Here is an 11,488-nt window from a genome sequence, read left to right on the forward strand (position 1 = left end):
TCACGCGGCCTTCGCCCCACCGTCGAAGATCTCGTGCAGCATGGCCGGAATCAGGGCCTCCACATCCTGCGCGGTGTTGGCGCGGATGGTGCGGGCTTCGTGCGCCTTCGTCTGAAGGCGGTCGAACCAGTGCTGTCGACCGATTGGTGGGACCGGCACTTGCAAGCTTTCGAGCTTCTTCAATCCCAGCGTCCGGTTCCGTCCCGCTCCGCCAGGAGATGCTTCACCCAGCTTCTGCAATCCCTCGGGCGTCGAGAAATAGAAGCGTAGGAACTCGACGGTTGCGGTTTCCGGCGCGGGAACGCAGGTCAGGAAACGATGTGAGCCGACCCGGCCATCGTCTTCTGGCTGAGCGACGGCGACAGCGCCTTCCCAGGCAAAGACGATGTTGAACACGAGGTCGCCCGCGCAGATGCGGAACAGCTTCTTGTTGCCGACCTCAACGCCGGGCAGTTCGGGTTTGTGGAACGTGCCCCGACCGAATGACCGGACGCCGAGTTCCGGATAGGCAGCGTCGAGATCGATCTCGACCGGTCTTCGCACCAGCGGCGCGACCTCGGCCATGGGGCGCAGGGGGGCGCCGTCGATGGCGCGCTGGAAGGCTTTCAGCAGCAACGCCTGCGTCTCGCGCTCGGCCGCCTCGATGGCGTTGCGGCGTTCGTCCACCAGCGCCGCGACCCGGTCGAGCTTTTCGACGATACGGCGCTGTTCGTCGAGAGAAGGCAGAGGCACCGTCATCTTCAGGAATTTCGCTTCCTTCATGCGAACGCGGTTTGTCGAACCCTCGCTCGCTCGGCGACATAGATCGATGAACTCGGGCGTGCGTGAATACCACTCGAAGAAATGTGGCAGCACCGTCGAAGCGTCGATGTTGAAGCAGGGGAAATCATTGCTGACCAGTGCACCGTCCAGGTCCTCTGGAACGATCCCGAACGCTCCATGACGCGCGTCGATCCTGGAGATCAGGAACTGACCTGCCTTGGCGCAGTACTGTCGGGCGGCAGCAATCGCGCTTCCCGGAACTTCGCCACGCAGCGTGAGACCCTTTCCCCACAGACGTGCGGTGATCTGCTTGTAATTTTCATCCGGCTTTACCGGGACCCAGTCCTCTGCCTTGGTCAGAAACCTGTCGATGGTTATCGTCTGCGACATCACACCCGCTCCGCCAGCACGGCCTTGATCTCGTCCATGATCCCGATGATCCGCTGTTCCTGTGCGATGATCGCGTCCACGATCTCGAGCGGCGCGCGATGATCGGCGACCTCGCCGGAATGCGGGTTCTTGATGTCCAGGTTACAGGCGACAACGCGATCCTGCTCGTCGCGCTGGATCAGATCACCAGCGGAGACCTTCCACGCGCGCTCGTTCGGCTCGCGCTTCTTCCACCAGGCAAGGCAGTCCGCAAATTCCTCATAGGCCATGGGCGCGGTCTTCGAGTACTTCTTGCGGCCCTCCGGCAGCGGCATCTCGTAGTACCAGATGTCCCTCGTTGGTCCGGTCGTGTCGAAGAAGATCAGGTTTGCCGGGATGTCCGTGTAGGGCGCGAACACCCCTTCGCGCAGCCGGACCACGGTGTGCAGGTTGAACTTCTCGAGCAGGTCCGCCTTGATCCGCGCCGAGATGCCATCGCCGAACAGCGTGCCGTGCGGAACGACGACGGCGGCCCGCCCGCGCCCGGCGCGCTTCAGCCTCCGCATGATCAGTTGCAGGAACAGCAGCGCCGTTTCGGCCGTGCGCCGGTCCTCGGGGAAGTTGTTGAGGATCCCTGCCTCCTCCTCGCCGCCGAATGGCGGATTGGTCAGGATGACATTGACCCGCTGATCCTCGCCGATCTCGGCGAGGCGGAAGCGAAGGGCATTGCCCGGGTCGATGCGCGGGGCATGCAGGCCGTGCAGCAGGAGGTTGAGCTGGGACAGAAGGAACGGCAGCGACTTGGCCTCGCCGCCGAAGAAGCTGTCTTCCTGGAGGATGCGTCGCTTCTCGACCGTATCGGCCTGGCGCTCAAGATGCAGGAATGCCTCGGTCAGAAATCCCCCGGTGCCGCATGCCGGGTCGAGGATGGTCTCGCCCAGCTTGGGATCGGTCACCTCGACCATGAACCGCACGACCGGCCGGGGCGTGTAGAACTCGCCCGAGTCCCCTGCAGCGTCGCGCATCTCGCGCAGCAGCGTCTCGTACAGGCGGCCGAGTGTGTGAACTTCTTCCGAAGAATCGAAATGGATGCCGTCGATCAGGTTGACCACGTCGCGCAACAGGTAGCCGCTCTCCATCCGGTTGGCGAAGCCCTGGAAGACGGTTGCGATCACGTCGCGCCGCTCGCGCCGCCCATTATCGCCGCGCAAGCCTCGGAGATAGGCGAAGAGCCCCGGGCCGCGGGTCCCGTCCGGACGCTCCGTCATCTCGGAAACGAGGAACGACAGGAGGTCGGGGCCGGTGATGCCATCCGCATCCGCTGCCCAATCGCGCCAGCGATAAGGGGCCTCGATGATCGAGCGATAATCCTTGCCCGCAAGTTCTGCGCGTCCCTCCTCGATTCGCTCCATGTCGTCGAGGAACTTCAGGAACATTATCCAGGTGAGCATCGGCAACCGATCAAGGTCGCCGTTCAGCCCCTTGTCCTTCCGCATGATCTTGCGGGCGGACTTGATGATGCTGTCGAGACGCTGGGCAGTGGTCAGTTGCTTCGGCGCAGCCTTCTTTCGGGCGGTTGTAGCCAAGATAGAGCTCCTTTAATTCAAGCGGTGTAGAGCAGACGCTGCAGCTCGGTGACGGCGCTGCGCAGCTCCTTGCCCCCGCCGAAGCGGGCAGCGATTTCTATGACGTTGCCCCACTCGTTGAACGGGGGCACTTCCAGGATGTCGGGCAGCTTGAACTGGGCACTGCCATGTTCGGCATACTTTTCAAGCACGGCATCTAGAACTTCGCGGGCATCCGGCCCGAAGCGGTCCAGAAACTCGTCCTGCTCCCTCACCAGACGGTCAGCGCGCTCGCGCCGGGTGCGCAGCGGCGCGTTATAGGCGAGATGGCAAAGGAGATCGAACGGGTCGGCCTCCGGCTTTCCGACTGCATCAGCCAGGGAATCGAGATGGATGCCCTTTTCCTCGAGCCGCTCGACGATTTCCGCCCGGCGCTCGGGATCGAGCCAGTCCGTGCGCAGTTCCGACGCATTGGGGTAGAGTGTGCGGACCTTGTCGCCAGTGTAATCGGTGAGCTGGCGGCAGGCGAGTTGCCGGCCGTCAGAATCGAGTTCGTACACGAGGTGCCGGACGATCGCGACCTCGCCGCCGTCGACATAGAACTTGCGGGGCCCGTTCTCGCCCTCGTCCCCCAGCTCGACCGGTCCATCCGGGATATCGGGCCCTTCAGGAAAATCGTCCGGATCCGGCGCCACTTCTTCGATCTCGCGCTCTTCCACGATGTCGCCGTCCGCATTGATCACCGCTTCGTCCTCGCGGACGGGATCGCCGTCAAAGGCGGGATCGGCGAACATGCGCGTCGCGGTTCCGGTGTAATCGATGATGTTGAAGGCGAGCTTGCCGTAGTCGGGCCGGAGACGGGTGCCCCGTCCGATAATCTGCTTGAACTCCGGCATGGAGCCGACGACCCGCGCGAGCACCACGTTCTTGCAGGTCGGGGCGTCCACGCCGGTCGTGAGAAGCTGCGACGTGGTGAGGATGACCGGCGTCTGGGTCTCGACATCCTGAAACTTCGCCCTGTGCGCGCTTCCCACATCGCCTTCGTCGGACGTCACACGGCAAACGTAGTCGGGATGGTCCTTCACGAGATCGGTGTTCAGGGCGGCGAGCGCCTGCCGCATTTCTAGCGCGTGTTCCTGGTCGACGCAGAAGACGATGGTCTTTGCGAAGCGGTCGGTCTCGGCCATGAAGCCCGCGAGATGTCTCGCAATGGCCTGCGTTCGCGCCCGCAGCGCCACGACCCGCTCGAAGTCCCGCGTGGAGTATTCGGCGTCGGGGATCTCGCGTCCATAGCGATCAAGTTGACCCCGCGTTGGTCGCCAGCCGGCAGCATCGTAGTCCGATATGACGCGATGGACCCGATACGGGGCCAAGAAGCCGTCAGCGATGCCCTGCGCGAGGCTGTACTCGTAAAGCGGATCACCAAAATAGTTGTAGGTATCGACATTGTCCTCTCGACGCGGCGTCGCTGTCATCCCAATTTGGGTTGCGGGCTCGAACCATTCGAGGATTTCCCGCCAGTTGCTGTCGTCGCGAGCACTGCCGCGATGACATTCGTCAATGATGATGAGATCAAAGAAATCGCGCGCATACTCGCGATAAAGGCCGGGACGGTTCTCGTCACGCGCGATGGACTGGTAGATGGCGAAATACATGTCGCGGCTCTTGACCGCCAAACCGCCGGCGATCTTGTGACGGGCGTCGCCAAATGGGCTGAAGTCTTTTGCCATCGGATCGTCGACCAGGACGTTGCGATCAGCGAGAAACAGGATCTTCGGGTTCCGGTTGACCCCTTTGGAATTCCAGCGTGCCGACCAGAGCTTCCAGCAGATCTGGAAGGCGACGGCAGTCTTGCCCGCTCCGGTGCACAGTGTGAGCAGGGCCCGCTTCCTGCCCTGAAGGGCGGCTTGGACCGCGCGGTTCACCGCGATTTCCTGATAGTAGCGAAGGGGTTTGGCTCGGTCTGGAAAGGTGGGCGTCAGCAGCCGTTCGGCCACTTGGTCGTCGACAATGCCCTCGGCGCGGCGGAGCCGAGCCCAAAGGTCACCAGGCGCCGGGAAATCCGAAATCGTTCGCTCGATGCCGGTCGTGTAGTCGAACTCGACAATCTCGATCCCATTGGTCGAATACGCGAACCGAAGTCCAAGGATTTCAGCATATTCCTTGGCTTGTTGGAGGCCCTCCGCGGCGTGCCGGTAGCGGGATTTGGCCTCAACGACGGCGATCGGGAAATCCGGATTATATCGGAGAAGATAGTCTGAGCGCTTCTGCTTGCCACGTCGAGCTTTGCCGCCGACAAATACAACTCGGCCGTCAGTAAAAGTTCTCTGCTCGTTTATCGCGTGCGGGCGTTCATCCCAGCCTGCTTCCTGCAGCTTCGGGACGACGAACTTCCTGCAGGTATCGGCTTCGTTCATGCGCAATCTACTTCGCCCGGTTTCGACATGCCATCGCGCAGCAAACGGCTTGTCAAAGAACTCGGCTCAGATCAACGCGCAATTCTTTGGTTTGGCAGCTCTTTCGCCTGACAACGGCTCGGAGAAGCTACAGCGTGGCCGACTGATGCCGCAAGCCTTATTCCGTCCCTGGCAGCAAGGACTCGCGCTGCCTCGACCATTCATCGGGGATCTGCACTCGCAGCGACTGAAGCGTCAGGCCCGGGGGATGCCGTGCGTCGAGTATCGCCTCGACGAGATCGGGCGCAAGCTGCGTCAGCCGAAGCACACGCGTGAGGTAGGAGACAGCGATGCCTTCCTGTGCGGCGAGGTCGGCTACCGTGGCAAAGTCACCGTTGTCGAGCATCCTCTTCCAGCGGAACGCGCGCGCAAGCGCCTTGATGAGCGTATCGTCCGGCCTCCCGCGCGCTTGGGTGCCTGATGGCCGCTGCATCTCTTTCCGCCCGCCGCGCTTCACGATGCGGAATGGCACGTGGATTGTGACCGTCTCGGGGACCGCCATCGCGCGGGTCATGCCGCTGCTCCGATGCTGCCAGACAGCATCTCGCGCGCGAGCCCTCCGAGGCCGTCCATCCGGAGCCGGAAGTTGAGCCCGTTCGTGCCGATATCGACGCGCTCAACCAGCAGCGTGACAATGCGCGCCTGCTCGGCGGGGAAGAGTTCGTCCCACAGCGGATCGAGCTGCTGCAAGGCCGCGCGTGCGTCGGCCTCGGAGATGTCGTCGGCGTAGGCACGCGCCGCCTTCCAGGTCCCCGCAACAATCTCCGGCTGGCGGAACACGGCGCGGAGCTGGTCTATGACGGCGCCCTCGATCTCGCCCGCAGGCACGCGGCCGACCGGGCACGACCCGGCACCGTGCTTCAGCACGGTCTGACTGACATAGTAGCGGTAGAGACGATCCCCCTTCCGAGTATGCGTCGGTGAGAACGCGGCGCCATCGGGCCCGAACAGCAGCCCCTTCAGCAGCGCGGGCGTGTCGGCGCGGGTGCGGGCCGCGCGCTTGCGCGGGCTCTCCTGCAGGATGGCGTGGACGCGGTCCCAAATCTCGGGATCGATGATGGCGTCGTGCTCGCCGGGATAGCTGTCGCCTTTGTGGACCGCCTCGCCGATGTAGGCGCGGTTGCTGAGCATGCGGTAGATGTATTTCTTGTCGATCCGGTTGCCGCGCGGCGTCCGGAGGCCGCGCGCGCCGACCTCCCGCGCCAGTTCCGTGCAGGACCCGATCTCGAGAAAGCGGGCGAAGATCCAGCGCACATGCGCAGTGGCGTCTTCGTCGATCACCAGCTTCCGGTTCTCGACCCGATAGCCGTAGGGCGGCACCCCGCCCATCCACATGCCCTTCTTCCGACTGGCGGCGACCTTGTCGCGGATGCGTTCAGCCGTGACCTCGCGTTCGAACTGGGCGAAGCTGAGCAGGATGTTCAGCGTCAGTCGCCCCATGGAGGTGGTGGTGTTGAACGACTGCGTGACCGAGACGAAGGTCACGCCGTTCCGGTCGAAGACCTCGACCAGCTTGGCGAAATCGGCGAGCGAGCGGCTGAGGCGGTCGATCTTGTAGACCACCACAACATCGACCAGCCCGTCCTCGATGTCCTCCAGCAGCCGCTGCAGGCCGGGGCGTTCAAGCGTGCCGCCGGAAATGCCGCCGTCGTCATACTGATCGCGGACCAGCACCCAGCCCTCGGACCGCTGGCTGGCGATGTACGCCTCGCAGGCCTCCCGCTGGGCGTGGAGCGAGTTGAACTCCTGCTCCAGTCCTTCCTCGGAGGATTTCCGGGTGTAGACGGCACACCGCAGCTTGCGGACGACCTTCGATTTTTCAGGCGGCTTCGTCATGTCCGCCCCCTGTGGTTCTTGAGCCCGAAGAACACCCAGCCGTTCCAGCGCGTGCCGGTGATGGCGCGCGCGATGGCGGACAGCGACTTGTACGGCCGACCTTGCCACTCGAAGCCGTCGGTCGTGACGGTGACGACCTGCTCGACACCCTGCCATTCGCGCAGCAGCCGCGTGCCGGTGATCGGGCGGTCACGGTCGGCGCGCATGCCACGCTTCTTCCTGTCGCCGCCGTCCAGTTCCTCGCCCAGCCGTTCCAGCCGCCGGATCGTCTCCGGTTTCAGCCCGCCATAGGCGAGTTCCTGGATGCGATAGGCGATGCGGCTTTCGAGATAGCGCCGATTGAACGGCGGCGGGTCGCTGTCGAACAGGTCGCGCCACTGCTTCTTCAGGTCGGGTGTCGGCGTGGTCTTCAGCGCGGCCAGGCGTGCCGGGATGGGATCGTGGTTGGTCATGCGGATCTCCGTTTGTTACGGGTTGCATGACCGCTCTGGTCGGGCGGGAAGTGTAGCGAACTTTCTCCGGTGCGGTCGGATAGTTCGCTTGACTGCCGCTGCAGTAGGCGAACCAGGCCGCGAGCAAGGATGCGGCACAGTTCGGCGCGGCGTTCGGCGGGGGTCATCAAGGCAGACGCAAGAGGATTGGGTCCAGACATGGCAGACCTTTCGCGTTGATCTGCCAGTCAAAGGCCAAGTCAGCGCCCGGAATGGGACACGCGGCAAGAAAAATCCTGGAGCGCTTTCTGTTTGAAATTCGTCGTCAACTCCCTCAGCATTCAGCTTCCGATTGCAGTAGTTTAGCGCGGGATTTGCCATGCCGCCGAATGTGTTCAGGAACGGGGCCGCACTCTTCAGAGTGATCGAAGACGCGCCAATCGGTCATCTCAAGGACTTCCTTTGTCAGTCCGATGAAAACTTCGAAGCCGCTGCGAAAGTCACCGATGCGGCTCTGCAAGCTGACCTAGATGACGAAGGCATCAAGACGCGGCTGCTCCAGGATCTCAATGAACTTCCGAAAGAACTACTTCAGCCGGTTGAGGTCGAGTGCCAACGGGCGTTGGGGCTTACGGAGGCAAAAGGACCATCGGCCCTGCAGGAGATTGCGGAACGCAACCTCGACAACGAAGAGCATGAAGAGTTTGAAGCGCAACCGGGTGACCTTGCAAAGGCACTGTGGGCGCACGCACGGCATCGGAAGATCTTTGACGATGCAGTCAGCTACAAGAACATCCGGTCCTGGCGAAACGCGGGACGTCTCTTCGCTGCCTTCAGCGTCGACCGAGACCCCGAGGCACTGCGTTTTGCCGCGTCCGAGATCGACACAGACAAACTGGGCACAGCTATCGGCAAACGACTGAAGTCGAGTCGAAAGCTGTCCTTCAGTGTGATCGATCTTCCGAAGGTCCCAGAATACCCAGCCTCTGTCCTCGTCATTGTCCGCTTCGCCGGACAGCAGACCAGCGTAGCAACTCACGGCGAGCACGGCGAACGTCGCCTGATGTATTACCTGCCTCAAGACGAAGCGGTTCTGATCTACACGCCATCCTTGGAGCGGATAGAAGTTGCTGCAACGCGCGCCGCGGTACGCAGAGCCGTAGCAGACTGCTTTGCTGTCGAGACGCTTGGACACGATCTCTCATCAAGGCCCTTGGTGGAGGAAAGTTACGACACCTCCCGCTTCCTCAAGACAGTAGAGCTATCACTGCCAGACGTGCCCGGATGCACTGTCCTATCCGCGAAACTCACTGAACTTGAACTTCGGATTGCGGACTGGAACACGAAGCTGGGGGTTAAGGTCAGTGCGAAACTAGACATGGAAGACGTCGTCGAACGGTACCTGGCTCCAGGGAAGGTCTTCCGCCTTGCCCTTGGCGTCAGCAAAGTTCTTCTGCAGATCTGCTTTCAGGGGCAACACGACGCCAAAGAGCAGATTCTGGAGATCGCCATCTCGGATGGGAATAGTTGCAGCCTGAACTCCGAAAGAGATCCCGGTAGGCGCGAGTTTGGCCGCCGTGTCTTGGAGGCATGGTCCATCATGCGGGTGTTTCGCGACCTGACCGAGGAGGAAGTAGGCGCGTTCATCCCCATCATGGCCGAGCTGTGGGAGCTCGATGAAAAGGTCCAGAAGGGCACTTTTTTCACGTCGAGAGGCATCAAGACAGAACTTCTGGAACGGGCGAGCCTGATCAAGCGAAAGGAAGTCGAACCCGTTGTTATTGAAGACGACGATCCTGAGGTGGAAGGACCGTCCAATGTGGATCGGACTGTATTCGCCGTGGACTTGGACTGGATCCAGGAGCGGCTCATCACCGCGGTCAAAAGCATCCTTCAGACCGTTACGCCCGACGACACATTTGGTTCGGCAATCTTACTAGGCCTTACCAAGATCGATGAGCAGGAAGTTCCCTGCTACTTGGCGCGCGGTCTTGGCGAACTGAAGACTTTCTCTAGGATCGACGAGTTCTTGCGTGCTCGGAGCGTCCTTGGTCCTGGCATCGTCTTCACTGGAACCGTGGTCGCGCCTCGTTTGGTTGGCGCCAACGTCATTGTTCCACTTTCGGCGGTTTCGAGCGTCGAGCCACAGATCTCCATTGACCGCGACGCTTTGGCTATCGCGTTTCGAGCCGGCCGAAGTCTTGCTCTCGGAGCAGGAACCCTGGAATTGGTCGTAGAAGAAGGTGGGGAAGCTGCCCGGCTCCACGTGCCAGGACGTCCTCCGCTCGATCTGATAGGTGAACCATCGGTGCAGGCCTTCAGATTGCTGGTTGCTGCAGCCAAGCTTGGCGCTCCGCCAGTCAAAGCTGGCGACCTAATTGCGAGTAGTAGCTCAGCGGGCTTCCAACAGATGATAGGCTCAACGCGTTGGCCCGTCGTCGAAGGTTATGTCGAGCAGGTCCCGCCGCGGCGGTGGAAACTGAAGGGATACTGACTCGGCAGCGCTGTCGATTGTTCATCGATGGTCACCCCCATAGGACGTCGATGGAAACCTGTGATCATTGGGGGGCTCCAGTAACTCACAGGAGCCTCTGATGGCCTATCCGTTCGACCACCGCCAAGATCGCCCGACAACCTTCGCCTGGACTGCCAATCTGGACCCTGCCGAGTGGCGCTGCATTGAGTGCGGTAAGCTGCTGGGCGTGCGCCATGGCGCGCGTCTGCACATCCGGCTGCAGCGGCACAACTACGTTGTGACCTTGCCCGCCGAGGCTATCTGCCCGGCCTGCGACGCGAAGAACCGGACCTGATCTGACAACGGGCGCCCCTGCGGCGCCCGTTCTTCTTTCCCATTCCTGCAACCCTCTGCGAGCCCCCGTGAGGCGCGAGACGCCCGGCCGAAAGGCTGGACGTCATGCGTGCCTCCTGGTCCGCACTCCACACATCCCTCATCCGCAAACTGAACCTCAGATCGTCGCAGGTTGATTTCCAAGCGATGCGGCAGGCCGATCCGGAACTCGCCGCCTTCGGATCCATTCCTGCTCTTCTGGAGCATCAGCACGCGCGTGACGGCGATCCGGCAGCACGCTTCGCTGTCATACGCGCACTTGTGATGGCAGCGCAGTCAGATCAGCGGTACCGATCGACCGCGCATCTGATGGTGATCGTGGCGCTCTGGCCCGGCCTCGATGCCGTGTTCTGGCGCCTGTCACGAGGGTTCCCGGATCGACGCGATGATCTGCCGGCGGAGATTGTCGCCCGTATCGGCGAGGCCATACTCACCCTGGATCTCGACCGAGTGACGGCGGTCACGGCGACGCTGCTGCGCAACGTGGAGCGCGATATCCGGCGGGACATGGTTGCGACGCGAGTGGTTGGCGAAACCCTGAAGTCTATTGCCGATCCTGTGATTGAGGCGCTTGTCGTAGAGACGGCCGAGTCCGTGGAGGTCCAGCCTCAGGACCTTACCGATCACCTTGCCTGCCTGGCACAGCGGGACGCGACGCTGTTGCGGCGGGTGTTCCTCCTTGGCGAAACCCAGGAGGAGGCCGGGCGTGCGCTTGGCCTTGAGCCGGCCGCTGCTCGCAAGCGATACCAGCGCGCCCTCGCGAAACTCCGGTCGCAGCAGAAAGCTCCGCCCGTCCTGTCCCATTCCGGCTCGCCGGTTGGCCTTTGATCTTCTGAAGGCCCTTCGAGGAGAAGCCGGATGGACGGAGATCAGGACGAATATGAGAAGTTGCCGGGCTACTACCGGCCCTGGGACCTGGCGCAGGTTATCCTCGCCGGGCGGCGCTATCGCATCGAGGACGTCGGCGTGCTGTCCGACGGGGGTGCGCTCTTCGCCATTTACGTGGCCGCTGCGCCCGGGGTGGTCTGAGATGGCCGCCCGCCCAACCTGGCTGACCACCCTGGAACTGGCCGACCGCTGGCGCATGACGACGCGCACGCTGGAGCGTTGGCGGGCGGAACCCTATGGACCTGCCTGGCACCACATCGGCGGCAAGGTCCTCTACCTCCTGGATGACATCCTCGCCTACGAGGATCGGCACCGGCGCAAGGGCGGCTGACC

Annotated in this window: 11 protein-coding genes; 5 read left to right on the top strand and 6 right to left on the bottom strand. The window is 62.5% G+C overall.

Translation table 11 applies throughout. The annotated features are described in order from the left end of the window. The 6 genes from I7S92_RS17780 to I7S92_RS17805 all read right to left on the bottom strand — a co-directional run bounded on the left by I7S92_RS17780 (nt 1) and on the right by I7S92_RS17805 (nt 7,440). The gene (locus I7S92_RS17780; protein ID WP_197646767.1) at nt 1-1,152 is read right to left on the bottom strand and encodes a restriction endonuclease subunit S domain-containing protein; all 1,152 of its coding nucleotides are present in this window, start codon (nt 1,150-1,152) and stop codon (nt 1-3) included. Then, a complete protein-coding gene (locus I7S92_RS17785) occupies nt 1,152-2,717 on the bottom strand; it encodes a class I SAM-dependent DNA methyltransferase (protein ID WP_197646769.1) in 1,566 nt (521 codons plus the stop codon). Before I7S92_RS17785 ends, I7S92_RS17780 begins: the two co-directional genes overlap by 1 nt. A gap of 17 nt (nt 2,718-2,734) precedes the next feature. After that, nucleotides 2,735-5,113: an EcoAI/FtnUII family type I restriction enzme subunit R gene (gene hsdR / locus I7S92_RS17790; protein WP_197646770.1), complete on the bottom strand. Its 2,379-nt coding sequence runs from the start codon at nt 5,111-5,113 to the stop codon at nt 2,735-2,737. Between the two features lie 157 nt (nt 5,114-5,270). Then, nucleotides 5,271-5,666, bottom strand: coding sequence for a hypothetical protein (locus I7S92_RS17795; protein WP_197646772.1), 396 nt, complete (start codon nt 5,664-5,666; stop codon nt 5,271-5,273). Continuing rightward, a complete protein-coding gene (locus tag I7S92_RS17800; RefSeq protein WP_197646774.1) occupies nt 5,663-6,988 on the bottom strand; it encodes a recombinase family protein in 1,326 nt (441 codons plus the stop codon). The genes I7S92_RS17795 and I7S92_RS17800 overlap by 4 nt, the downstream gene beginning before the upstream one ends. Then, entirely contained in the window at nt 6,985-7,440 is a 456-nt protein-coding gene (locus I7S92_RS17805) for a DUF2924 domain-containing protein (protein ID WP_197646776.1), read from the bottom strand. Before I7S92_RS17805 ends, I7S92_RS17800 begins: the two co-directional genes overlap by 4 nt. Before the next feature lie 400 nt (nt 7,441-7,840). Between I7S92_RS17805 and I7S92_RS17810 the strand changes: the two genes are divergently transcribed. From I7S92_RS17810 to I7S92_RS17830, 5 genes are all read left to right on the top strand, one after another. After that, nucleotides 7,841-9,913 (top strand): hypothetical protein, encoded by a 2,073-nt coding sequence (locus tag I7S92_RS17810; protein ID WP_197646777.1) that lies wholly within the window; start codon nt 7,841-7,843, stop codon nt 9,911-9,913. A 100-nt stretch (nt 9,914-10,013) separates the two neighbouring features. After that, nucleotides 10,014-10,229, top strand: a complete 216-nt coding sequence (locus I7S92_RS17815) for a hypothetical protein (protein WP_197646778.1) — start codon at nt 10,014-10,016, stop codon at nt 10,227-10,229. A gap of 104 nt (nt 10,230-10,333) precedes the next feature. Further along, nucleotides 10,334-11,095 (top strand): sigma-70 family RNA polymerase sigma factor, encoded by a 762-nt coding sequence (locus I7S92_RS17820; RefSeq protein WP_197646779.1) that lies wholly within the window; start codon nt 10,334-10,336, stop codon nt 11,093-11,095. Between the two features lie 30 nt (nt 11,096-11,125). Beyond that, the gene (locus I7S92_RS17825) at nt 11,126-11,296 is read left to right on the top strand and encodes a hypothetical protein (RefSeq protein WP_162528290.1); all 171 of its coding nucleotides are present in this window, start codon (nt 11,126-11,128) and stop codon (nt 11,294-11,296) included. Nucleotide 11,297: 1 nt separating this feature from the next. Beyond that, nucleotides 11,298-11,486, top strand: coding sequence for a MerR family transcriptional regulator (locus tag I7S92_RS17830; protein WP_197646780.1), 189 nt, complete (start codon nt 11,298-11,300; stop codon nt 11,484-11,486). Nucleotides 11,487-11,488: the final 2 nt, after the last annotated feature.

Origin of the sequence: Tabrizicola soli (assembly GCF_015999335.1) — a bacterium.
In the GTDB taxonomy this organism is placed as follows: Bacteria; Pseudomonadota; Alphaproteobacteria; order Rhodobacterales; family Rhodobacteraceae; genus Tabrizicola; species Tabrizicola soli.